The organism is Mycobacterium terramassiliense, from assembly GCF_900157385.1.
GTDB lineage: Bacteria > Actinomycetota > Actinomycetes > Mycobacteriales > Mycobacteriaceae > Mycobacterium > Mycobacterium terramassiliense.
On the sequence record NZ_LT717700.1, the window covers coordinates 354,906 to 377,703 of the forward strand.

The following is a 22,798-nucleotide window of genomic DNA, read 5'->3' on the forward strand; positions in this document are numbered from 1 at the left end:
CCGGGCCTAATGTCCCGCGTGGCGGATGTAGAGCAGCCGGTCGCTGGCCTCGATCGCGTCCACCTCGGGGGCGCCGATGCGCAGCAGGTGGCCGTCGCGCACCACGCCCAGCACGATGTCGCGCAAATGCCTTGGGGATCCGCCGATCTCGGTCTGTTCGACCTCGCGTTCGGCGATCGCCAGCCCGGCGTCGGGGGTCAGCAGGTCCTCGATCATCTCCACCACGCTCGGCGTGGTGGTGGCGAGGCCGAGCAGCCGGCCCGCGGTTTCCGAGGAGACCACCACCGAGTCGGCGCCCGACTGCTGCAGCAGGTGCTGGTTCTCGGCTTCGCGGATCGACGCGACGATCTTGGCCTTCGTCGCGATCTCCCGCGCCGTCAGGGTGACGAGCACGGCGGTGTCGTCGCGACTGGTGGCGACGACGATCGACGCCGCGTGTTGCGCCCCGGCGAGCCGCAGCACATCGGATTTCGTGGCGTCGCCGTGGACGGTGACCAGGCCGGCCGACGCGGCGTGTTCGAGGGCGGAGCGATCGGTGTCGACGACGACGATCTCACCCTGAGCCTCTTCGTCGCCGAGGATGGCCGCGACCGCCGTTTTGCCCTTCGTGCCGTAGCCGATCACGATCGTGTGGTTGCGCACTTTGCTCCTCCAACGCTGGATCTTCCACGCCTGCCGCGATCGCTCCGAGAGCACCTCGAGCGTCGTGCCGACCAACACCGCCAGGAACGCGATCCGCAGCGGCGTGAAGATCACGGTGTGGACGAGTCGCGCCGTTTCGGTGTACGGGGTGATGTCGCCATAGCCGGTCGTCGACAGCGACACCGCGGAGAAATAGAGGCAATCCAGGAAGGTAAGCGGCCGGCCGCGCACGTCGCGGTAGCCGCCGGCGTCCAGATAGACGATGACGGCGGCGCCGAACAACACCAGCAACGCGATCGCCACGCGCCGCACGATGACCCGGGTGGGGCTGGCGTGGTCCTCCGGGATGCGCAGCACGCCCACCAGCTGATGACCCGGCTGGGCGGTCAGCGTCTCGTCCAGACCGCTCAGCTTGCGCGCCCTACCGTTGGCCACGGCGCTCCGTCATCGGCTGATACCCAGAGCCCGAGACACGCACGACTCCTATGTAACCACGCTGGCGGGCCGTCCATGGCGCGAGCGGCCCACCTCACACGGCCACGGCGTCGCCGCCGGCGGGACCGGCGAGCAACGCGGCGAGTTCGGCGGGTTCCGGCAGTTCATCGGGCGTGACCGTGGCGCCGGTGCGCACGTAGTAGAAGGCGGTGCGCACCGCGGACTCCGGAACCCCGGACAGCGCGGCCCACGCCAACCGGTAGACCGCCAGCTGGACGGCGGCCTGGCGCATCGCTTCCTCCCCGTGGGGCGGCTCACCGGTCTTCCAGTCCACGACGGTGGCGCCGCCATCGGGGTCGGCGAACACGGCGTCGATGCGGCCCCGCACCACGGTGTCCCCGATCGGCATGTCGAAGGGCACCTCGACGGCCACCGGCGTGCGGGCCGCCCAGCGCGATTCGGCGAACGTCGCCTGCAGCGCGGCCAATTCCTCGATCTCGCCGGCGGCGGAGTCCGCCGCGCCCGGCAGGTCGCCGAGGTCGAACAGCGAATCGGCCCCGTAGAACTGCTGGACCCAGGCGTGAAAGGCGGTGCCGAGCGAGGCGTGGGGCTCCGGACGGCTGGGCAGCCGGTGCGCCAGCCGCTGCGCCGCGGCCGCCGGGTCACGCGCCAGGTCGACCAGCCCGCTCACCGACACCTGGCTGGGCAGGGCGCGGGCGGGCCGGCGCTGCGAGCGCGCGCGCTCGGCCAGCAACGCGTCGACGTCGGCGGCCCAACCCTCGGCGTCGGCGCCGGGCTCCCCGATGTCGGCCGACATGGCCTGAACCACCAGCGCGGCGCCCGCCTCGACATCGCCGCGGCGCGCATCCAGCGGGTCGGCGGGCCACATCGCCTCGACGACGTTGTCGCGCATGGGGTTTCGTTCGCCGTCGGCCGGAGCGGGCGCCCACCGTTCCACCACCCCGCACGGGTCGGCGTCGGCCGATCCGTCGATGATGTCCTTGAGCTCGCACAGAAATTCCGACGGCCCCCGGGGTTTGACGCCGGTGGACCCCCATTGATGGCCCGACACCAGCAGGGTGTCCTCGGCGCGGGTGATGGCCACGTACAGCAGCCGGCGTTCCTCGTCGACGCGCCGCTGCTCGAGCTGGCGGCGATGCTCGAAGATCTTGTCGGACAGCTGCTTTCGAGTGGTGACGACGGACGTGTCCAGCACCGGGACGCCCAGCGAGCCGGCCGCGGCGCGATCCCCGCGCAGCAGCGGCGGCAACTCGGCGGCGTCGGTGAGCCACGTGCTGCGCGATGCGGTCGACGGGAAGATTCCGCCCGCCAGGTGCGCGACCGCGACCACCTGCCATTCCAGACCCTTCGCCGAGTGCACGGTGAGGATTTGAACCCGGTCCCGTGCGACCGTCGGCGCGGCCGGCGGCAAGCCGTTCTCGACGTCCTCGGCGACGTCCAGGTAGGCCAGCAGGCCGGCCACCGATGCCACCGAGAGGTCCGATGTCCGTTCGGCGTACGCGGCCACGACGTCGGCGAAGGCGTCGAGGTGTTCGGCTCCGGTCCAGGGCTGCCCCGCGGCGGCGGCCCGGACCTCGCAGTCGACGCCCAGCGCGCGGCGCACCTCGGCGACCAGGTCGGGCAGGGAATGGCCGAGGTGCCCGCGCAGGGCGCCCAATTCGGCGGCCAGCGCGGTGATGCGCCGATATCCCGCCGCCGAGTACGCGCCCGCCGGGCCGGGGTCGCTGATCGCGTCGGCCAGGCACGCGCCGTCGGAGTCGGGTCCGGCGGCCATCGCGATCGCTTCGGGCGTGGGCGTCGCGCCCGCCCGCCCGTCGGCCAAACTCAGCGCCCGCTGCCACAGCGCGGCGAGGTCCCGGCCACCGAGGCGCCATCGGGGGCCCGTCAGCACCCGCATCGCCGCCGCGCCGGCCGTCGGGTCGGCCACCAGACGAAGCATGGCCACCACCTCGGCGACCTCGGGGACGGACAGCAGGCCCGCCAAACCGACCACCTCGACCGGGATTCCGCGCGCGCGCAGCGCGTCGGCGATGGGCGCGGCGTCGGCGTTGCGGCGCACCAGCACCGCGGCGGTGGGCGGGCTGACACCGTCGGCATGGGCCTGCCGGTAGCGCGCCTGGAGGTGGTCGGCGATCCACTCGCGTTCGGCCGCCACGTCGGCGAGCAACGCGCAGCGGACGGTGCCGGGCGGCGCGTCGGGGCGGGAACGCAACGCGTGCACCGCAACCGAGCGCCGGCGCGCCTCGGCCGAGATGGCGTTGGCCACCCGCAGGGCGCGCGGCGGGTTGCGCCAGCTGGTCCGCAGCTCCAGGACCGGCGCCGGCGTGCCGTCGGCGCGGGGGAAGTCGGTGGTGAAGCGCGGCAGGTTGGTCGCCGAGGCGCCGCGCCAGCCGTAGATCGACTGGATCGGGTCGCCGACGGCCGTCAGCGCCAGCCCGTCGTCGACCCCCCCGCCGAACAGCGCGGACAGCGCGATGCGCTGGGCGTGCCCGGTGTCCTGGTACTCGTCGAGCAACACCACCCGGAAGCGGCTCCGCAGCTCCTCGCCGACCTGCGGGAAGGCCGCCGCCAGCCGGGCGGCCGAGGCCATCTGCAGGCCGAAGTCCATCGCCTTGACGGCGCGCAGGCGCGCGTCCACCGCGTCGAGCAGCGGCACCAGCTCCGTGCGCTCGGTCTGGGCGGCCAGCAGCCGCAGCAGCCACTGGCTGGGTCCGCGGTCGCGTTGGTAGGGACCCGCCGGCAGGGCGTGGATCAGCCGTTCCAGCTCGAGGTGGGTGTCGCGAAGCTGGCCGGTGTCCACCAGGTGCTCGGCCAGCTGGCCCCGCAGCCGCAGCACCATCGCGGTGACCGCGGCGGGGGTCTTGTCGGTGCGCAGCTCCCCGCGGTATCCGTTGACCACGTCGAACGCCAGCTGCCACAGCTCGGTCTCGCCGAGCAGCCGGGCGTCCGGCTCGACGGGCAGCAGCAGGCCGTGGTCGCGCAGCAGCGCGCCGGCGAAGGCGTGGTAGGTGCTGACCGCCGGGGCGCCCTCCGGCTCGGCGGCGGCGGCGCCCAGGCCGATGCCGCCCAGCCGGGCCAGGCGGGAGCGCACCCGGCGCAACAGCTGGCCGGCCGCCTTGCGGGTGAACGTCAGCCCGAGCACCTGGCCGGGTTCGGCGTAGCCGTTGGCGACGAGCCACACCACCCGCGCGGCCATCGTCTCGGTCTTGCCGGCCCCGGCCCCGGCGATGACGACCAGCGGGCCCGGCGGCGCGGCGATGACGGCGGCCTGCTCGTCGGTGGGCGGGAAAAGCCCGAGCGCGCAGGCCAATTCGGCGGGGGTGTAACGCGGATTCATCGCGCCGGCCCCTCGGCGTGGGCGGGGCAGCACGGAAGGATCGGGCAGTGCGTGCAACCGTCGTTGCGCCGCGCGACGAACTGCGGGCCGGCCGAGGCGTCGGCGGCCAGCCGCACGAGGTCACGCCATTCGTCCCGGGCCGCCGCCGTCAGCGGATCCTGTTCGCGCACCGTGGCGCCGGCGGCGCCCGCCTTGCCGACGTACAGCAGCCGCGCGCCGCCGGGCTCGTCCCCGGCCGCGATCATGCCCTCGGCCACCGCCAGCTGGTACAGCGCCAGCTGCGCATGTTGCTGGGCGTCGTCCTTGCTCACCGGCGTCTTGCCGGTCTTGATGTCGACGATGACGAGCCGGCCGGCCGCGTCGCGTTCCAGCCGGTCGACCCGCCCGCGCAGCCGGATCTCGCCGCCGTCATCGCGCGGCGTGCCGAGCGTTCCGTCGACCTCCACCTCGACGCCGACCTCGGTGAGTTCGCCCCGGGTCTGGGCCCGCCACTCGAGGAACGCCTGGACCATTGCGCGGTGGCGGGCCAGCTCGTTGGCCGCATGCCACCGCGCGTCGAAGGGCAGATGCTTCCAGGCCCGGTCCAGCTCGGCCAGCAATTCCGATTCCGTCCTGTCCGGTTGGGCGATCAGCGCGTGCAGCACCGAGCCGAGGGTGGAACGCAGATCCCGCGCGTTGGTCCCGCCGTGGCGTTCGGCCAGCCAGCGCAGCGGGCAGTCGTTGAGCGCCTGCAGTGTCGACGGCGTCAGCGTGACCGGCTCGGCGCCCGCCCGCAGCGGTTCGCTGGTGCTGACGGGCAGCAGGCCGTGCCACCCGGCCGGGTCGGCGCCCGGCACCCCGGCCTTGGCCAGCCGGGCCAATTGCGCTGCCGCGCAACGGCGGTCGTCGTCGTCGACGGCGCCCTGGGGCGCGCACACGACGCCCCGCAGCCGGCCCACGAGGGCGGCCGTGGACAGCACCCGCGGCGCGGAGACGGGTTGTGCGGCAACGGGATCACCGTCACGGCCGGCCCACTGCGCGATGTCGGAAAAGAACGCCGACGGCAACGCGGCCTCCCCGTCGGCACCGCCGGTGTCGGCGTCGACGGCCGTCACCAGCACCCGGCGCCGGGCCCGGCCCAGCGCCGACACCAGCAGCCTGCGCTCCTCGGCCAGCAGCGGTGCGCGCACCGAGGCGTCCCCGCCGACGCCGTCGAGCACGTCGAGCAGCCGCTGGGTGTTCAGCACGCCGCCACGCGGAACGGTGTTGGGCCACAGCCCCTCCTGCAGGCCGGCGATGACCACGAAGTCCCATTCGTGCCCCAGCGCGGCGTGGGCGCTGAGCACCCGGACCTGCTCGACCTGGGACGCCGGCTCGGCGCCGGCAGCCGGCAGCTGCAGCGCCGTGACGTGCTCGACGAGCCCGCGCAGCGACGCGCCGGGCGTGCGGGACACGTAGTGATCGGTGATGTCGAACAGGGCGGTCACCGCCTCCAGGTCCCTGGTGGCCTGGGCGCCGGCGGGGCCGCCGCGCTCGGCGGCCGACAGCCAGCGGCGCTGCAGGCCGGATCGGTGCCAGGCGGCCCAGAGGGTGTAGCGCGGGTCTTGGCCGCCGCGGTCGCAGCGCGCGGCCGCGTCCAGCACCGCGCGCACCCGGGCCAGCGCGCGCGACTGCGGTCCGGGGCACGGCGCGTCGGCCTGCAGGGCCTCGACGAGCAGGCCGACGAAATCGCCGGGGGCGCGATCGGGGTCGGCGCGCTGCAGCGTTCGGCGCAGCTGGCGCAGCGACACCGGATCGACGCGGCCGATGGGACCGGTCAGCAGCGCCAGGGCCCGCTCGCCGTCGAGCCCGTCGGCGACCGCGGCCAGCACGGTGAGCAGCGCCCGGACCGCGGGCTCGCCGGCCAGCGCGCCGCTCGCCTGGGGCGCGGCCACCGGGACGCCGGCGGCGGCCAGCGCGCGCGGCAACCGCGCCCCGGCCCGCGGCACCGACCGGACGATCACGGCCATCGCCGACCACGGCACCCCGTCGATCAGATGGGCACGCCGCAACGCGTCGGCGATCATGGCCGCCTCCGCGTGCGCCGAGGCGGCCAGGCGCGCCGTGACGGATCCGTCGTCGGGCCCGGTGCCGTCGATGTGCCTGCCCGCGCTGCCCCCGGGCAGTCGGCCCGCGATGCCGCTGACCGCACGCGCCACGGCCGGCGCGCAGCGATGCGACACCGTCAGCGTCACCGACGGCGAATCGTCGTCGTGGGGGTCCCACCCGCTTGCGGGGGACAGCCCGGACGCCTCGCCGCCCCGGAAGCCGAACACCGCCTGGTTCGGGTCACCGGCGACGAGCGTCGCCTCCGTGCCCGCGGCCAGGGCCCGCACCAGGCCGGCCGCCTGCGGGTCGAGTTGCTGTGCGTCGTCGACCAGCAAGAGGCGAATTCGGGCGCGTTCGGCCGCCAGCAATTCCGGATCCACCGCGAAGGCCTCCAGCGCGGCACCCACCAGCTCGGCGGCGCCGAGCGCCGGCGTCGTGGCCTGCGGCGCCGCCGTCCCGACCGCCGCCCGCAGCAACATCACCTGCTCGTACTGACGCGCGAATTTGCCGGCGGCGGTCCATTCCGGGCGCCGGCACCGTCGGCCCAGCCGCTCCAGTTCCTGCGGGTCGACCCCGCGTTCGGCGCAGCGCGCCAACAGGTTTCGCAGCTCGGTGGCGAATCCGGCGGTGGCCAGGGCCGGCCGCAGATGCGCCGGCCACGCGCTGGCCGCGCGCGGCCCGTCGGCGAGGTCACCGGCCAGCAGCTCCCGGATGATGGCGTCCTGTTCGGCGCTGGTGACCAGTCGCGGGGGCGCGTCACCGGCACGCTCGGCGGCCCGCCGCAACACCGCGTACGCGTAGCTGTGCACGGTGCGCACCAGCGGCTCCCGCACGGCCGCCCGGCAGGGACCGGAGGAACGCGACCGCAGCAGCGCCGTCGTCAACGCGCTGCGCGCGCCCACCCCGATCCGCCCCGAACCGGTAAGCAACAGAACCGATTCCGGCTTGACGCCCGCGCGTATCCGGGCGACCGCGGCGTCGACCAGCAGGCTGCTCTTGCCGGTGCCCGGCCCGCCCAGCACCCGCACCCGCCCGCGCAGTCCCGGTGCCAGAACGGCACGGGCCTCGTCGTCCCAGGTGAATGACATGGCTGCATGCAATCACGAGGGTCTGACAAGATCGGGATACTGGGCTGAAGGAAACCGGAACGCTCGCGAGGCAAGGAGGGATTGGATGGACTCCGATTTTCCAGGTCCCGACGACGGAGTGCCCGAAGCGGACGCCGCAGAACAGCAGCAGGCCGTCGACGCCGAGGACGAGGCCGGCTTGGACACTACGTACCTGGACAACGCCACCGATCGCGATGCCAACGAAGCCGATGTGATCGAGCAGGCTTTCATCGTTCCCACCGACGACGATTGGGACGACAGCGACGGGTGAGCGCCGACCTGCACGTGCACCGCTACGGCCCGGCCGGCCCCGTGCGGATGCTCGCCATCCACGGGCTGACCGGTTACGGGGGTCGTTGGCGGCACCTGGCCGGCTACCTGCCCGAAATCGCCATCGCCGCACCGGATTTGCTCGGCCACGGGAGGTCGTCGTGGGCGGCGCCGTGGACCATCGACGCCAACGTCTCGGCGCTGTCGGGGCTGCTCGACACCGCCGCCGAGGCACCGGTGCCGGTGGTCGGCCATTCGTTCGGCGGCGGCCTGGCGCTGCACCTGGCCGCGGCCCGCCCGGACCGGGTGTCGGCGCTGCTGCTGCTCGACCCGGCGGTCGGCCTGGACGGCGGCTGGATGCGCCAGATCGCCGAGGCGATGTTCTCCTCCCCCGACTATCCCGACCCCGAGGAGGCCCGCCTGGAGAAGGCGACCGGCTCGTGGGCCGATGTGGACCCGGCGCTGCTGGCGTCCGAGATCGACGAGCACCTGGTCGAGCTGCCCAGCGGGCGGCACCGCTGGCGGGTCAGCCTGCCGGCGATGATGTCGTATTGGAGCGAACTGGCCCGCGACGTCGTGCTGCCGCCGGCCGGGACGACCACGATCCTGGTGCGGGCCAAGCAGACCTCGCCGCCGTACGTGAGCGATCAACTGATCGAGGCGCTGCGGGAACGGCTGGGCTCCGATTTCGAGCTGCTGGATTTCGACTGCAACCACATGGTGCCCCACGCCAAGCCCACCGAAACCGCGGCGCTGATCCGCGGGCTGATGGAAGACCGCTGATAGTGGCGCCGGTGACCGATGAGCAGGTCGAGCGGGTGCGTTCGCTGGTCGCGGCGATTCCGTCCGGCCGGGTCGCCACCTACGGCGACATCGCTTCTGTCGCGGGGCTTTCCAGCCCTCGCATCGTCGGATGGATCATGCGGACCGACTCCTCGGATCTGCCCTGGCACCGGGTGATCACCGCCTCCGGGCGCCCCGCGCGGCACCTGAGGACCCGACAGCTGGAATTGCTGCGCGCCGAAGGGGTGCTGTCCGTCGACGGCAGGATCGCGCTCGACGAGGTCCGCTACGAGTTTGCGGGCGATCGCAAGCCCGGCAAGACCTAAAGCACCAGCCGGACCAGGGCCGCCGTGCGCGCCAGGCCAGGAAACGCCTCGGCGGTCGAGCGCGGGTGCAGCGCGTGGACCGCAAGACGAAACATCAACGCCCGCAACAGCATCTGGGGCCACTCCGGCAGTGCGTTCCACCGTTCGATGAGCCCGTCGTCGGCCTCGCCCCAGGACAGCGCGTCGACGACGGCGACGCCCGCGGCCCACGAGGCCGGCCGCCAGTAGGGTGTGATGTCGGTGATCCCCGGCGCCGCCGTGCCGATGAAAAGCACCGTGCCGTAGAGGTCTCCGTGCACCAGCTGGTTGGGGCTCTTGGTCGGCCTGCGCAGCGTGGCCAATTGGTTGATCAGCTCGACGGATCGCTCGGCGTCCGCCGACGGCGGGGCGGTGCGCGCGCCCGGCGGCACGGATGCCAGCGGCCGCTCCTCCCACGCGGCGCGGTCGGCGGCGATGAAGACGTCGACGTCGGACCAGGGCGCGGTGGGCCCCTGGGTCAAAAAGCGGGGGCGTTCGAGTTTGCCGGTCGCCTCGTGCAGCCGGACCGCCGCCGAGACGACTTCGTCATGCCTGGGCTCGGGCGTTCCGGCGACGAAGGTGTCCGCCCGCCACCCGGACACCACATACCGCCCGTCGGTGGAGCGAACCGGCCGGGCCAGCCGGACGCCGTCCACGAACAGCGTCTCCCGCACCCGGGCCGACCAGGCCGCGCGGGCGTGGTCGGCCACGATCGACAGCACGACTTCGCCGCATCGCCAGCCACCCTCCCAACTGGCGCCCAACGGGACGGGCTTGACGCCGGTCAAACCAAACGCCGCCAGCACATGCTCCGGCGGTGGCTCGACTGTCACACGGGTAGCGTAATGGAGCCTGACGGGGCAAATGGCTCAGTACATGACCATGTCGGGCTGCATCTGTTCGGCCCACGCCACGATGCCGCCCTGCAAATGGACCGCGTCGGAGAAACCGGCCTTCTTCACGGCGGCCAGCGCCTCGGCCGAGCGCACGCCGGTCTTGCAGTACAGCACCGCCGTGCGGTCGTGGGGCAGCTGCGCCAGCCCCTCACCGGAACTGAGCAACGACTGCGGGATCAGCCGGGCGCCCTCGATGTGGTTGATGTCCCACTCCGCCTGCTCGCGGACGTCGATCAGGGCGAGCTTCTTGCCCGAATCCAGCAACTCGCGCAGCTCGCGCGGCGTGATCGCGGAGCCCTCGGCGCCACCGTCGGGCAGCGCGCCGCAGAAGTCCTCGTAGTCGATCAGCTCGGTGATCCGCGGCCTGGAAGCGTCCGACGGGTCCTTGCGAACCCGGATGGTGCGGTAGCTCATCTGCAGCGCGTCGTAGATCATCAGCCGGCCCAGCAGCGATTCGCCGATCCCGGTGATCAGCTTGATCGCCTCGGTGCCCATCACCGACGCGATGGAGGCGCAGACGATGCCCAGCACCCCGCCCTCGGCGCAGGAGGGCACCGTGCCGGGTGGTGGCGGCTCCGGGTAGAGGTCGCGGTAGTTCAGGCCCCGCCCGCCGGGGGCGTCCTCCCAGAACACCGACGCCTGGCCCTCGAATCGGTAGATCGACCCCCACACGTACGGCTTTTTGGCCAGCACCGCGGCGTCGTTGACCAGGTACCGGGTGGCGAAATTGTCCGCGCCGTCCACGATCAGGTCGTATTGGCTGAACAGCTCGACGGCGTTGGCCGCCTCCAGCCGGAACTCGTGCAATCGCACGTCGACCAGCGGGTTGATGGCCGCGATCGAGTCGCGCGCGGACTGGGCCTTGGGCCGCCCGACGTCGGCGGTGCCGTGGATGATCTGGCGGTGCAGGTTGGACTCGTCGACGACGTCGAAGTCGACGATGCCGAGCGTGCCGACCCCGGCCGCGGCCAGGTACAGCAGCGCGGGGGCGCCGAGGCCGCCGGCCCCGATCACCAACACCCGGGCGTTTTTCAGCCGCTTCTGACCGTCGACGCCCAGGTCGGGAATGATCAGGTGACGGCTGTAGCGGGCCACCTCATCGCGACTCAGCTCGGCCGCGGGCTCGACCAGCGGCGGCAGTGGCGTCTGCGATGTCGACACCAAACATCTCCTCGGTAGCTTCGTCAGCTCTATCCATCGAAACAGCTGCCCGGATCAACGGCAAACGACCGGGGTCGCTTCCCGCAGCCGGGCGCCGAGTCAGGCGATCGGGTACGGCCAGGGATTGAATCGGCAGGTCTTGCCGTCGGCCTTGACGACGTCGGGGTCGAACTTGGCGGCGTCGTCGTTCGACGTGGAGAACGTCTGCTGCATCATCACCGGCGCCAGGCCGCCCTGCTGCTCGCAGGGCTCGTGACGCACGTACCCGATGGCGTGGCCGACCTCGTGGTTGATCACGTACTGCCGATACGAGCCGACGTCACCCTCGAACGGCACGGCCCCGCGCACCCAGCGCGCCTCGTTGATGAAGACCCGCGCCTCCCGATTGGGCCCGTAAACCGGGTTGTAGCAGGACGTCTCCAGGCGGAATTCATAGCCGCACCCGCCGCGCACCGTCACCGGCGACACGAGCGAGATGCGGAAGTCGGGCTTGCCGTTATCGATGCGCACGAACGCGAACTGCGGGTTGTGCGTCCAGCCCTTGGGGTTGCCCAGCGTCTGCTCGACCATCTGGGCGAAGGCCTCGTCGCCGCCGAACATCGTGGCGTCGATGCCGTTTTCGACCTCGACGGTGTAGCGGAACACCTTGGCGGTGCCCTGGCCGATCTGCGGCGTCATGCCCGGCACGATGTGCCATGTCTTGTCGCCCGCCTCGGTGAACGGGCCGCCGTCGGGCAGCGTGCCGGCGGGCAGGTTCGCGTCGAATGCGGCCAGCCCGCGCGGCGGCGCGTCGATGATCGACGTGCCGACGGCGCCGATGTCCGGGGTGCCCTGAATGGATTGCGTCGCCGTCGGTTTCGGCGCGCCGGTGCCGGTGACGGTCTGATAGATCACCAGCCCGGTAAGCACCACCAAGGCGGGCAAAGCGTACGCGCGCCAGCCATAGGTGGAAACGAACCGGCCCAACCACGTCTGCTTGCGCCATTGGCGCGGGCGCTCGCGGTCGGCCCGGGTGCGTCCGGCGTCCCGGGCGATGGGGTCGCGCAGGGCCCGCAGTGGTTCGCGCCACTCGTCGCGCAGCACCGGAGCCCGACCGGTGCCACGCACGGGTCGCTGGGACGTCATTTCCCCAGGATTGCACAGCGGGCACCGCGACCACCCTTGGCGCGCCCGAATCCGCCCCACGACACCGCTTCTGCCAGCGCCGACGGCCGCGATGGCAATCACACAGGCGGCGCGGGTAGTAATGTCTTTGCGACTAGCCGCGTGCGGCTGGCCCCGGCGGGCCGACGGCCAGTTGCCAACGATCAGATGAGGACTCGATGAGCGATCTCGCCAAGGCGGCACGGCGCGCCGTGAAGCCGGCTGACCGTCGGCCGGGAGACGGCGTGATGCCGGCCAACCGGCGCGGCAACCGCCTGCCGCGCGACGAGCGCCGTGGCCAACTGCTGATCGTGGCCAGCGACGTTTTCGTCAACCGTGGCTACCACGCCGCCGGCATGGACGAGATCGCCGACCGGGCGGGGGTCAGCAAACCCGTTCTGTACCAACACTTTTCGAGCAAGCTGGAGCTATACCTGGCGGTGCTCGCCCGCCATGTCGAGAACCTGGTCTCGGGCGTGCAGCAGGCCTTGCGCACCACCACCGACAACCGCCGGCGGTTGCACGCGGCGGTGCAGGCGTTCTTCGACTTCATCGAGCACGACAGCCAGGGTTACCGGCTCATCTTCGAGAACGACTACGTCACCGAGCCCGAGGTGGCGGCGCAGGTGCGGGTGGCCACGGAATCGTGCATCGACGCCGTGTTCGACCTCATCAGCGCCGATTCCGGCCTCGATCCGCACCGCGCCCGCATGATCGCGGTGGGGCTGGTCGGCATCAGCGTCGACTGCGCCAGGTACTGGCTGGACTCCGATCGCCCGATCTCGAAGGCGGACGCCGTCGACGGCACCGTCCAGTTCGCCTGGGGCGGGCTATCCCACGTGCCTCTTACTCGCCCTTAGCGGCCTTACTGGCGTGTTTGGCGGCCGATTCGGCCCCGATCCCGAACCCGACCCGGCGGGCGTCGGCGACACCGATTTCGACATAGGCGATCTTGGAGCTCTGGATCAGGAAGCGGCGGCCCCGCTCGTCGTTCAGGCTGAGCAGGCCCGAGCTGTCGCGCAGCGCGGCCGCGACGAGCTCCTCGACTTCGGATTGCGTCTGCGTACTGGACAGGACCAGCTCGCGTGGACTGTCCGTGATACCGATCTTGACCTCCACGGTGGCCCCTTCCCGTTGGCGTTGAACTTCGCAGACGCGTCAGCAGCAGGCTAATGGACGCCCCCACGCGGCATGTCCCCCCGGGGCCCGGTTCGCGGTAAGCGAAACGCGGTCGCCCGCAGATAACGATTCGCTCCCAGCTCGGCCACCATGCCGCGCACCGCCCTGGCCCAGCAATTCACATCGCTACCATCGGCACCATCAGACACATGGTCACCGATCGTCTCGGCCCAGTTCACGACTACCCCGAAGACGACTACGACGGAGCCGACACCGACGTCCTGGACGGCTACGGCGACCTGGCCTGGCCGGCCGACACCCGCTGGCGCCCGGCCGCCGCGATCCTGGGCGCGGTGGTGGCCGTCGGCGCCATCGCCACCGCCGTCATCATCAACAGCGGCGACAGCGCGACGACCAAGGCGACCGTCGGGCCGCCCGTTCCGCCGCCGCTGACCTCCGCGGCCCCCGCGCCCAAGACGACCGCCCCACCCAGCGTGTCGCGGGCTCCGCTGCCGCCCGAGACGGTGACCACCGTGGCGCCGCCGCCCAGCGCGTCACCGCGCCCGGTGCCGTCGCAGACGCCGACCGCCGCGCCGCCGCCGCCGGGCACCCCGCCCCCGGTCGCGCTGAACCCGCGGACCGTCGTCTACAGCGTGACCGGGACAAAGCAGCTGCTGGACCTGGTCAACGTCGTCTACACCGACGCCCGGGGTTACCCGCATTCGGAGTTCAACGTGTCGCTGCCGTGGTCGAAGGTGATCGTCCTGAATCCGGGTGTGGCGACGGTGTCGGTGGTCGCGACCAGCTTCTACGGCCAGCTCAATTGCTCGGTCGTCAATGCCGCCGGCCAGCCGGTGGTGGTGTCGGCCAACAACGGCGTCGTGGCGACCTGCACCCGTTGACGCGGTTTCGGGTCAGCTCAAACCGAGTTCGCGCATCCGCCGGTCGTGCGTCTGCTGCAGCCGGTCGAAGAACGCGGTGAGCTGGCCCAAGCCCCCGGGTCCGGAGACCACCAGGTCGACCAGCTCGTCGTGCTCGGCCAGCACGTACTGCGCCTGCGTGATCGCCTCGCCGAACAGGCGACGAGACCACAGCGCCAGCCGGCTGCGCTGCTTGCCGCTGGACGTCACCGCGGCGCGCACCTCGGCGACCACGAACTGCGAGTGCCCGGTCTCCGCCAGGGCCGCGCGAACGACGTCGGCGATCTCGTCGGGCAGCCCGTCGGCGATCTCGAGGTAGAGGTCGGCGGCCAGCGCGTCACCCACGTAGGTCTTGACCAGGGCCTCCAACCACGTACTCGGCATCGTCAGCCGGTGGTAGTTCTCCAGCGCCGAGACGTACTTCGACATGGCCGTCACGACGTCGACGCCACGGCGTTCCAGCGCGTCGTGCAGCAGCTCATAGTGCTGCATTTCGGCGGCGGCCATGCTCGCCATCGAGATCCGCCCGCGCAGATCGGGCGCCATCCGCGCCTCGTCCGTGAGCCGGTAGAACGCGGCGACCTCGCCGTAGGCCAACACGGCGAACAACTCGTTGACGCCCGGGTGATCTGCCGACAGCCGAGAAGCGGGCGGATCGTCTACCTGGTCGGCTTCCAGATCGGCTCCGGAGGGCCCGGAAAAGGGCGGGGTCATGGCAACACTGTAGTCGGCGGGATTAGGACAAAATGGGTGCCAGCTTTCGACCAGCTATCATGGACACAGGCATTGGCCGAATTCTTCAATCTCCAACCGCCAGTGCCGGCGAAATGTGCGTGCACAGCTGGCCCAGCCTGTTACAGGGCCGCGACTCGGCGACGTATCCGGAGTCGGAACTCGTGCGCGCGTGACCGCGACAGAGAACACCGACAGCACCGATACCGTCCCCGAAAGGCTTGTCCCCCGCGTATGACCGCACTCAACAGCACAACTGAACTGACTTTTGCCAAACTCGGCGTTCGCGACGAAATCGTCCGCGCACTGGCCGAAAAGGGGATCGAAAGCCCCTTTGCCATCCAAGAGCTGACGCTGCCCATGGCGCTGGCCGGCGACGACGTGATCGGCCAGGCCCGCACCGGCATGGGCAAGACCCTGGCCTTCGGTGTGCCGCTGCTGCAGCGCATCACCGACGGCGCCGCGCACAGGCCGCTGTCCGGCGCCCCGCGGGCGCTGGTCGTGGTCCCCACCCGCGAGCTGTGCCTGCAGGTCACCGACGACCTGGCGGCGGCCGCCAAGTACCTGACCGCCGAGGACGGCCGCGCGCTGTCGGTGGTCTCCATCTACGGCGGACGCGCCTACGAGCCGCAGATCGATGCGCTGCGCGCCGGCGCCGACGTCGTGGTGGGCACCCCCGGCCGGCTGCTCGACCTGTGCCAGCAGGGGCACCTGCAGCTGGGCGGGCTGTCGGCTCTGGTGCTCGATGAGGCCGACGAGATGCTCGACCTGGGCTTCCTGCCCGACATCGAGCGGATCCTGCGACAGATCCCCGCCGAACGGCAGTCGATGCTGTTCTCGGCGACCATGCCGGACCCGATCATCACGCTGGCCCGCACCTTCATGAACCAGCCCACCCACATCCGCGCGGAGGCGCCGCACTCGGCCGCCACGCACGACACCACCGAGCAGTTCGTCTACCGCGCGCACGCCCTGGACAAGGTGGAGCTGGTGAGCCGCGTGCTGCAGGCCGAGGGCCGCGGGGCGACGATGATCTTCACCCGCACCAAGCGCACCGCGCAGAAGGTGGCCGACGAGCTGGCCGAGCGGGGCTTCAAGGTTGGAGCCGTGCACGGCGACCTGGGTCAGATCGCCCGCGAGAAGGCGCTGAAGGCCTTTCGGGCCGGCGACGTCGACGTGCTGGTCGCCACCGACGTGGCCGCCCGCGGCATCGACATCGATGACATCACCCACGTCATCAACTACCAGATCCCCGAGGACGAGCAGGCCTACGTGCACCGGATCGGCCGCACCGGCCGCGCGGGCAAGACCGGCATCGCCGTCACCCTGGTGGACTGGGACGAGCTGCCCCGCTGGACGATGATCGACAAGGCCCTGGGCCTGGAATCCCCCGACCCGGCCGAGACCTACTCCAACTCGCCGCACCTGTACGACGAGTTGGGCATCCCCGCCGAAGCGGGCGGCACGATCGGCCAGCCGCGCAGGTCGCCGGGCAGGCGCCGGGACGCCGAGCGCGGGGGTTCGATCGAAGGCCCGGCCGAACGCCGGGGCGACGAGAAGTCGGGCCGCGCCCGCCCCCGCCCGCCACGGCGGCGCACCCGCGGCGGCCAGCCGGCCACCGGGCACCCCGCCGGCGCCAACGGTGAGGCCGCCGGCAACGCGCCCTCCGAGGCGGCCTCCGGCGCGGCCGATGGCACCGCCGGGACCCCCCGTCGCCGCCGTCGGCGCCGCAAGCCCGCCTCGCAGACGACCGCAGCCGGCGCCGCCACCACGAACTGAGGCCCGCGCCGCCGCATGGTCAAACCGGAACGCCGGACCAAGGGCGACATCCTGGCCGCCGCGGCGATCGCGCTCGTCATCGCCCTGGGCGCGGCGTTGATCTGGTGGACCAGCGACGCGAAGGCCACCGTCAGCCCGGGAGGTCCCGGCCACCCTGAAGCAACTGTGGACCGCGCGAAGCCCCGGCACCACCGCGCCCGTGGTGGTGAGCGGGACCGTCGCCACGGGAGACGGCCGCCGGGTCGACGGGCGTGACCCGGGCACCGGCCGGTCCCGCTGGAGCTACTCCCGCGACAGCAGGCTGTGCGGGGTGTCCTGGGTCTATCACTACGCCGTCGCCGTCTTCAAGGACGACCGCGGCTGCGGGCAGGTCAGCACCCTCGACGGGTCCACGGGCCGGCGCGGGGCCGCCCGCAGCGGCTACGCCGACCCGAGCGTGCGCCTTTCCTCCGACGGCACCACGGTGTTGTCGGCGGGCGACACGCGGCTGGAGCTGTGGCGCTCGGACATGGTCCGGATGCTGGCCTACGGCGAGACCGACGCCCGGGTGAAACCGTCGGCGCGGGGACTGCACTCGGGCTGCCGGCTGCTCTCGGCGGAGGCCAGCTCGTCGGCGGTTTCGGTGCTGGAAAGCTGCGCCCAGCAAGCCGACCTGCGGCTGGTCCTGTTGCGCCCCGGCAAGGAAGACGACGAACCCCAGCAACACGTCGTCGCCGAACCCGGGGTCGCGGCCGATTCGGGGGCCCGGGTGCTCGCCGTCTGGGAGAACACCACGGCGGTGTATCTGCCGTCACCGCAGCCCAGGGTCGAGGTGGTCGACGACACCGGCACCACCGTGGCGAGCACGCTGCTGCCCAGGCCGCCGTCGCGCTCGGCGGCGGTGTCGCAGACCGGCAACCTGGTCACGTGGTGGACCGGCGATTCCCTGATGGTCTTCGACGCGACGAGCATGACCCTGCGCTACACGATCGCCAAGGGCGAGGCGACCGCGCCGCTGGGACCGGGCGTGATGATGGCCGGCCGGCTGCTGGTGCCGGTCACCGGCGCGATCGGGGTCTACGACCCGCTCAGCGGCGCGAACGAACGCTACATCCCGGTGGACCGGGCGCCCGGCGATGCGGCGGTGGTCCCGGCGGTTTCGGGATCGCGGGTGTTCGAGCAGCGCGGCGACACCGTGGTGGCCCTGGGCTGACCCCGCGCGACGCGCCCGTCCGGCGTGTGCGCCCAGGGCGTTGCGTGTGCGCTGCGGGCGGCGACACGCCGAGGGGCAGCGCCGTCACCGCACGCTGAACGCCGTCAGAGCGCACTCGCCGGCTAGACCTCGACGGCGAAGGTCGGCAACGGCTTGCCGGTCTTCCAGTGCTTGAGCAACGCCTTCGCCAGCTCGCCATAGGCCACGGCGCCCTTGTTCTTGCGCCCGGCCATCACCGACGAGCCCGAGGCGCTGGCCTCGGCGAAGCGCACGGTGCGCGGGATCGGCGGGGCGAGCACCGGCATGCCGTAGCGGTCGGCGACGTCGAGCAACACGTCGCGGGTGTGGGTGGTGCGGGCGTCGTACAGCGTCGGCAGGGCGCCCAGCAGCCGCAGTTCGGGGTTGGTGATCTGCTGGACATCGGCGACCGTGCGCAGGAACTGGCCGACGCCGCGGTGCGCGAGCGTCTCGCACTGCAGCGGGACGATGACCTCGTCGGCGGCGGTCAGCCCGTTGAGGGTGAGCACGCCCAGCGACGGCGGGCAGTCGATGACGACCACGTCGAACTGGTCGGCGAGCTTGGCCAGCGCCCGCTTCAGGGCGTATTCGCGGCCGGCCCGCATCAGCAGCATCGCCTCGGCGCCCGCGAGGTCAATGTTGGCCGGCAGCAGCGTCATTCCCTCCATCGTCGTGACCAGCGCGGCGTTCGGCTCGACCTCGCCGAGCAGGACCTCGTGCACGGACACCGGCAGCTTGTCGGGGTCCTGGCCGAGCGAGAAGGTCAAACAACCCTGCGGATCCAGGTCGACGAGCAGCACCCGCTGGCCCTCGTCCGCCATCGCCGCCCCCAGCGAGGCAACCGTCGTCGTCTTGGCCACACCGCCCTTTTGATTGGCCACCGCCAGTACTCGGGTCCTACTCACAAGCGCCCGCCCCTCCTTGTTGCCGCGGTCACAGTGCCCATCCTGGCATGTTCGGTCGCGGTGCGCTTCGGCCGACGCGTCCGGCCTGGGCGTCCGGCAGAATCGGTCGGCATGGGCGTCTACAACCATCGGCTGGTCCTGCTGCGCCACGGCGAGACGCCGTGGTCCAAGTCCGGCCAGCACACGGGTCGGACGGATCTCGAGCTCACCGATCACGGCCGGGTCCAGGCCGAGCTCGCCGGCCGCGTGCTGCGAGAACTGAACCTCGCCGACCCGCTGGTGGTCAGCAGCCCGCGCATCCGGGCACTGACCACGGCCAAGCTGGCCGGGCTCGCCATCGACGAGGTGTCGGGGATGCTCGCCGAATGGGATTACGGGTCCTACGAGGGGCTGACGACCCCGCAGATCCGGGAATCCGACCCCGATTGGCTGGTGTGGACGCACGGCTGCCCCGGGGGCGAGAGCGTGCAACAGGTCAGCGACCGCGCCGATGAGGCCGTCGCATTCGCGTTGGGGCACATGGGCTCGCGCGACGTCGTTTTCGTGGGCCACAGCCACTTTTCGCGCTCGGTGATCACGCGCTGGGTCGAGCTGCCGCTCGTGGAGGGCAGCCGCTTCTGGATGCTCGCCGGCTCGATCGCGGTGTGCGGGTTCGAGCACGGCGTGCGGCAGCTCGCCGCGCTCGGATTGACGGGCAACCCGCAGGCGATCGCACCCGGGTGAGCGCCGCCGAGCATGTCAACCCTGAACCGCCGTTCGCGCTGTGCGGGCCGCGCGAGACCCTGGTTGCCGACGGCGTGCGCGCGGCCTACCACGACATCGGCGCGGCCCAGGCCGCGCTGCGCTCGGGTTCGGTCCCAATAGTGTTGGGCGCGTTGCCTTTCGACGTGAGCGGAGCCGCGGCCCTGATGGTGCCGAACGCCGTCCGGTCCGTCGCCGGCCTGCCCAATTGGCCGACGGGGCCGCTGCCGCCGGTGCGCGTCGCCGCCGCGCTGCCGCCGCCGGCCGACTACCGCGACCGGATCAGCCGCGCGCGAGACGCGCTCGCCGCACCGGACAACCCGCTGCACAAGGTGGTGCTGGCGCGCGCCCTGCGGCTGGTCGCCGACGCCCCCCTGGACGCGCGCGTGATCCTGCGCCGGCTCGTCGCGGCCGACCCGGCCGCCTACGGCTACCTCGTCGACCTGAGTGCCGCCGGCGACGACTACACGGGCGTGGCGCTGGTGGGCGCCAGCCCCGAACTTCTGGTCGCGCGCAGCGGCGACCGCGTGGTGTGCCGGCCGTTCGCCGGTTCGGCCCCGCGCGCCGCCGACCCGGAAGCCGACGCCGCCAACGGTGCCGGGCTCGCCGCCTCGGCCAAGGACCGCCACGAGCATCGGCTGGTGATCGACACCATGCGCGCCGCGCTGGAACCCCTGTGCGACGAACTGACCATCGCCGCCGAACCGCAGCTGAGCCGCACGGCGGCGGTCTGGCACCTCTGCACGCCCATCAGCGGCCGGCTGCGCGAGGCGTCAACCACCGCAATCGATTTGGCCCTGGCGCTGCACCCCACGCCGGCGGTCGGCGGCGTTCCGACCAAGGCGGCCACCGAACTCATCGCCGAGCTGGAGGGCGAGCGCGGGTTCTACGCCGGCGCGGTGGGCTGGTGCGACGCCGGCGGCGACGGCCACTGGGTGGTGTCCATCCGGTGTGCGCAGCTGTCGGCGGACCGCCGCACCGCGCTGGCACGCGCGGGTGGGGGCATCGTCGCCGAATCCGACCCCGACGCCGAAGTCGCGGAAACCACAACGAAATTCGCCACCATCCTCAACGCACTGGAAGTTGAGCAATGACGGAAGGCATCCGCCGCGCCATACCGGCCGACGCCGGCGCTATTACCGCCATGATTCACGCGCTGGCCGAATTCGAACGCGCCGCGGAGCAATGCACCGTCACCGAAACACAAATTTCCGGAGCGCTTTTCGGTAATTCACCGACCGTGCACGGCCACGTCGCCGAAGTCGACGGCGAGATCGCCGCCATGGCGCTGTGGTTCGTCAACTTCTCCACCTGGGACGGTGTCGCCGGCATCTACCTCGAAGACCTGTTCGTGCGACCCGGTTTTCGCCGCCGCGGCCTGGCCCGCGCCCTGCTGGCGGCGCTGGCCGCCGAATGCCTCGACAACGGCTACACGCGGTTGTCGTGGGCGGTGCTGAACTGGAATGTCGACGCGATCGCGCTGTACGACGGCGTGGGCGCCGCGCCGCAGCGCGAGTGGACCACCTATCGGCTGTCCGGCCCGCGGCTGGCCGAGCTGGCCGGGCCGCCCTGATCGCGGCCGGCGGCCCAGCGCAGGGCCGCCGGGCTGAACAGCAACACCAGCACCGTGGCCGCCAGGACGCCCAGCGGGATGCCGAAGGCCGGCCGATGCGAACCGACCGCGAGATACCACGCCACCGGAAGCAGCAGCAGCTGAGTGAACACCCCCAGGCCGCGGGCCCAGCGCTTGCCGAGCACCAGCGCGCGCCCGGCGGCGAGCACCACGCCACCGACCAGAACGAACCACAGCGCGGTGCCCTGGGGGTACCACCCGCTTGCGGGGGACCCGCTGACCACCCGCTGGTCGGCGCCGGCGAGACCCCGGACCACCAGCGCCGCGGCGACGACCAGGGCGGCCACGCCCTGCACCGCGACGAGCAGCCCGGCGCCGCGCACCACCGACGGGGCTTGGGCGGAATTCACAGCGTCAGCGTAGTCAGGCGCGCTTGCCCCAAAGCGGGGCCTTGACCGCCCCGCCCTTCCAGATCGCGCTGCTCCTCCGCACGCCGCGCGGCGGCGTGCGTCGTCGCAACGCCTAAGCTCGTGCATCATGCGCGCCGTGCTGATCGTGAACCCAACAGCCACTTCCACCACTCCAGCCGGGCGCGACCTGCTTGCCCACGCCCTCAAGAGCCGCCTGCAGCTCAACGTCGAGCACACCACCCACCGCGGGCACGGGGCCGAACTCGCCCAGCGGGCGGTCGACGAAGGGCTCGACCTGGTCGTGGTGCACGGCGGCGACGGCACGGTCAGCGGGGTGGTGAACGGGATGCTGGGCCGCCCCGGGGCGGCGCCGGCGCGGCCGGTGCCCGCCCTCGCGGTGGTCCCCGGCGGCTCGGCGAACGTGCTGGCGCGCTCGCTGGGCATTTCACCGGACCCGGTCGCCGCCACCAACCAGCTCATCCAGCTGCTCGACGACTACCAACGCCACCCGACCTGGCGCCGCATCAGCCTGATCGACTGCGGTGAGCGCTGGGCCGTGATCAACGCCGGGATGGGCGTCGACGCCGAGGTGGTCGCGGCGGTGGAAGCCCAGCGCAACAAGGGCATCAAGGTCAACGCGTTGCGGTACTGGCGCGTGGCGATACCCGTCACGGTGGCCTTCCGGCGCCGCGAACCCACCCTGACGGTCGAACTGCCCGGCCGCGATCCCGTCCCCGGCGTGCACTTCGCCTGGGTCTCCAACACCAGCCCGTGGACCTACAGCAACAGCCGGCCCTTGGTGACCAACCCCGATTGCAGCTTCGAGTCGGGCCTCGGCGTGTTCGCGCTCACCGAGATGAAGGTGATGCCCACGCTGAGACTGGTCGCCCAGCTCCTCGGCAAGGGGCCCAAGGGCAGCCCCCAACAGCTCATCCGCGACGACGACGCCCCATGCGTCCGGGTGACCGCCACCGGGCGCCCGGTCGCCAGCCAGTTCGACGGCGATTATCTGGGCCTGCGCGAATCGATGACGTTCCGGTCGGTTCCCGATGCGCTGCCGGTCGTCGCGCCCCCCCGAAAAAACCACCGCTGACCTGGGGAAACGAACCGGCCGAAAAAATCGTTCGCGAGAAGCGGCCCGCAAGTGTAGTACAACGGTGTTAGGGCCTGACTAAGAAATCATTGAAGTGAGATAGCCCAC

20 protein-coding genes and 1 pseudogene are annotated in these 22,798 nt (G+C 72.0%); 11 read left to right on the forward strand and 10 right to left on the reverse strand.

The window, feature by feature from the left end:
- Positions 1-6 precede the first annotated feature (6 nt).
- From MTAB308_RS09730 to MTAB308_RS09740, 3 genes are all read right to left on the reverse strand, one after another.
- Positions 7-1,077 (reverse strand): potassium channel family protein, encoded by a 1,071-nt coding sequence (locus MTAB308_RS09730; protein ID WP_077099264.1) that lies wholly within the window; start codon positions 1,075-1,077, stop codon positions 7-9.
- A 94-nt stretch (positions 1,078-1,171) separates the two neighbouring features.
- Positions 1,172-4,435, reverse strand: a complete 3,264-nt coding sequence (locus MTAB308_RS09735) for an ATP-dependent helicase (RefSeq protein WP_077100097.1) — start codon at positions 4,433-4,435, stop codon at positions 1,172-1,174.
- Positions 4,432-7,590, reverse strand: coding sequence for an ATP-dependent helicase (locus tag MTAB308_RS09740; protein ID WP_077099265.1), 3,159 nt, complete (start codon positions 7,588-7,590; stop codon positions 4,432-4,434). The genes MTAB308_RS09735 and MTAB308_RS09740 overlap by 4 nt, the downstream gene beginning before the upstream one ends.
- Positions 7,591-7,675: 85 nt before the next feature.
- Here MTAB308_RS09740 and MTAB308_RS09745 point away from each other — a divergent pair, with 85 nt between their 5' ends.
- The 3 genes from MTAB308_RS09745 to MTAB308_RS09755 are packed head-to-tail and all read left to right on the forward strand — an operon-like array spanning position 7,676 to position 8,990.
- Entirely contained in the window at positions 7,676-7,882 is a 207-nt protein-coding gene (locus MTAB308_RS09745) for a hypothetical protein (protein WP_077099266.1), read from the forward strand.
- Positions 7,879-8,664 carry an alpha/beta hydrolase gene (locus MTAB308_RS09750; protein ID WP_077099267.1) on the forward strand — a complete coding sequence of 262 codons (786 nt, stop codon included), beginning with the start codon at positions 7,879-7,881 and terminating at the stop codon, positions 8,662-8,664. Before MTAB308_RS09745 ends, MTAB308_RS09750 begins: the two co-directional genes overlap by 4 nt.
- 2 nt (positions 8,665-8,666) lie before the next feature.
- Complete coding sequence (locus MTAB308_RS09755) at positions 8,667-8,990, forward strand: MGMT family protein (protein WP_077099268.1); 324 nt, start codon at positions 8,667-8,669, stop codon at positions 8,988-8,990.
- Here MTAB308_RS09755 and MTAB308_RS09760 read toward each other — a convergent pair.
- The 3 genes from MTAB308_RS09760 to MTAB308_RS09770 form a co-directional block, all read right to left on the reverse strand.
- On the reverse strand, positions 8,987-9,841 hold the full coding sequence (locus tag MTAB308_RS09760; RefSeq protein ID WP_077099269.1) for a TIGR02569 family protein: 855 nt from the start codon (positions 9,839-9,841) through the stop codon (positions 8,987-8,989). The genes MTAB308_RS09755 and MTAB308_RS09760 overlap by 4 nt on opposite strands.
- A gap of 36 nt (positions 9,842-9,877) precedes the next feature.
- Entirely contained in the window at positions 9,878-11,065 is a 1,188-nt protein-coding gene (gene moeZ, locus MTAB308_RS09765; RefSeq protein ID WP_077100098.1) for an adenylyltransferase/sulfurtransferase MoeZ, read from the reverse strand.
- A gap of 99 nt (positions 11,066-11,164) precedes the next feature.
- Positions 11,165-12,190, reverse strand: coding sequence for a DUF3152 domain-containing protein (locus tag MTAB308_RS09770; RefSeq protein WP_077099270.1), 1,026 nt, complete (start codon positions 12,188-12,190; stop codon positions 11,165-11,167).
- Positions 12,191-12,387: 197 nt separating this feature from the next.
- On the opposite strand from MTAB308_RS09770, the gene fasR reads away from it, so the two are divergent.
- Positions 12,388-13,068 (forward strand): HTH-type transcriptional activator FasR, encoded by a 681-nt coding sequence (gene fasR / locus MTAB308_RS09775; protein ID WP_077099271.1) that lies wholly within the window; start codon positions 12,388-12,390, stop codon positions 13,066-13,068.
- Here fasR and MTAB308_RS09780 read toward each other — a convergent pair.
- Positions 13,055-13,327 (reverse strand): DUF3107 domain-containing protein, encoded by a 273-nt coding sequence (locus MTAB308_RS09780; protein ID WP_068233849.1) that lies wholly within the window; start codon positions 13,325-13,327, stop codon positions 13,055-13,057. The genes fasR and MTAB308_RS09780 overlap by 14 nt on opposite strands.
- 191 nt (positions 13,328-13,518) lie before the next feature.
- Between MTAB308_RS09780 and MTAB308_RS09785 the strand changes: the two genes are divergently transcribed.
- Positions 13,519-14,229, forward strand: coding sequence for an MmpS family transport accessory protein (locus tag MTAB308_RS09785; protein ID WP_077099272.1), 711 nt, complete (start codon positions 13,519-13,521; stop codon positions 14,227-14,229).
- A gap of 12 nt (positions 14,230-14,241) precedes the next feature.
- Here MTAB308_RS09785 and MTAB308_RS09790 read toward each other — a convergent pair whose 3' ends face one another.
- Positions 14,242-14,961: a ferritin-like fold-containing protein gene (locus MTAB308_RS09790; RefSeq protein ID WP_077099273.1), complete on the reverse strand. Its 720-nt coding sequence runs from the start codon at positions 14,959-14,961 to the stop codon at positions 14,242-14,244.
- A gap of 252 nt (positions 14,962-15,213) precedes the next feature.
- On the opposite strand from MTAB308_RS09790, the gene MTAB308_RS09795 reads away from it, so the two are divergent.
- Together MTAB308_RS09795 and MTAB308_RS09800 are read left to right on the forward strand one after the other, a co-directional pair.
- On the forward strand, positions 15,214-16,758 hold the full coding sequence (locus MTAB308_RS09795; RefSeq protein ID WP_077099274.1) for a DEAD/DEAH box helicase: 1,545 nt from the start codon (positions 15,214-15,216) through the stop codon (positions 16,756-16,758).
- A 15-nt stretch (positions 16,759-16,773) separates the two neighbouring features.
- Positions 16,774-17,950, forward strand: a pseudogene (locus MTAB308_RS09800) (Rv3212 family protein).
- 122 nt (positions 17,951-18,072) lie between these two features.
- On the opposite strand, the gene MTAB308_RS09805 reads toward MTAB308_RS09800, so the two are convergent.
- Entirely contained in the window at positions 18,073-18,873 is an 801-nt protein-coding gene (locus MTAB308_RS09805) for a ParA family protein (RefSeq protein WP_077099275.1), read from the reverse strand.
- A gap of 111 nt (positions 18,874-18,984) precedes the next feature.
- Here MTAB308_RS09805 and MTAB308_RS09810 point away from each other — a divergent pair, with 111 nt between their 5' ends.
- From MTAB308_RS09810 to MTAB308_RS09820, 3 genes are read left to right on the forward strand one after another with little or no spacing between them, the layout of a single operon-like run.
- Entirely contained in the window at positions 18,985-19,596 is a 612-nt protein-coding gene (locus MTAB308_RS09810; protein ID WP_077099276.1) for an acid phosphatase, read from the forward strand.
- Entirely contained in the window at positions 19,593-20,708 is a 1,116-nt protein-coding gene (locus tag MTAB308_RS09815) for an isochorismate synthase (RefSeq protein WP_077099277.1), read from the forward strand. The genes MTAB308_RS09810 and MTAB308_RS09815 overlap by 4 nt, the downstream gene beginning before the upstream one ends.
- Complete coding sequence (locus MTAB308_RS09820; RefSeq protein WP_077099278.1) at positions 20,705-21,187, forward strand: GNAT family N-acetyltransferase; 483 nt, start codon at positions 20,705-20,707, stop codon at positions 21,185-21,187. Before MTAB308_RS09815 ends, MTAB308_RS09820 begins: the two co-directional genes overlap by 4 nt.
- On the opposite strand, the gene MTAB308_RS09825 is transcribed toward MTAB308_RS09820, so the two are convergent.
- A complete protein-coding gene (locus MTAB308_RS09825) occupies positions 21,139-21,597 on the reverse strand; it encodes a hypothetical protein (protein WP_077099279.1) in 459 nt (152 codons plus the stop codon). The two genes, MTAB308_RS09820 and MTAB308_RS09825, sit on opposite strands and share 49 nt — an antisense overlap.
- 127 nt (positions 21,598-21,724) lie before the next feature.
- Between MTAB308_RS09825 and MTAB308_RS09830 the strand changes: the two genes are divergently transcribed.
- Positions 21,725-22,690, forward strand: a complete 966-nt coding sequence (locus MTAB308_RS09830; protein ID WP_077099280.1) for a diacylglycerol/lipid kinase family protein — start codon at positions 21,725-21,727, stop codon at positions 22,688-22,690.
- Positions 22,691-22,798 lie beyond the last annotated feature (108 nt).

Bases quoted from the DNA above. Each gene is read 5' to 3' on its own strand.
- MTAB308_RS09735 (WP_077100097.1), bottom strand. From the start codon at position 4,435: ATGAATCCGCGTTACACCCCCGCCGAATTGGCCTGCGCGCTCGGGCTT.
- MTAB308_RS09740 (WP_077099265.1), bottom strand. From the start codon at position 7,590: ATGTCATTCACCTGGGACGACGAGGCCCGTGCCGTTCTGGCACCGGGA.
- MTAB308_RS09745 (WP_077099266.1), top strand. From the start codon at position 7,676: ATGGACTCCGATTTTCCAGGTCCCGACGACGGAGTGCCCGAAGCGGAC.
- MTAB308_RS09770 (WP_077099270.1), bottom strand. From the start codon at position 12,190: ATGACGTCCCAGCGACCCGTGCGTGGCACCGGTCGGGCTCCGGTGCTG.
- fasR (WP_077099271.1), top strand. From the start codon at position 12,388: ATGAGCGATCTCGCCAAGGCGGCACGGCGCGCCGTGAAGCCGGCTGAC.
- MTAB308_RS09790 (WP_077099273.1), bottom strand. From the start codon at position 14,961: ATGACCCCGCCCTTTTCCGGGCCCTCCGGAGCCGATCTGGAAGCCGAC.
- MTAB308_RS09795 (WP_077099274.1), top strand. From the start codon at position 15,214: ATGACCGCACTCAACAGCACAACTGAACTGACTTTTGCCAAACTCGGC.
- MTAB308_RS09810 (WP_077099276.1), top strand. From the start codon at position 18,985: ATGGGCGTCTACAACCATCGGCTGGTCCTGCTGCGCCACGGCGAGACG.
- MTAB308_RS09820 (WP_077099278.1), top strand. From the start codon at position 20,705: ATGACGGAAGGCATCCGCCGCGCCATACCGGCCGACGCCGGCGCTATT.
- MTAB308_RS09830 (WP_077099280.1), top strand. From the start codon at position 21,725: ATGCGCGCCGTGCTGATCGTGAACCCAACAGCCACTTCCACCACTCCA.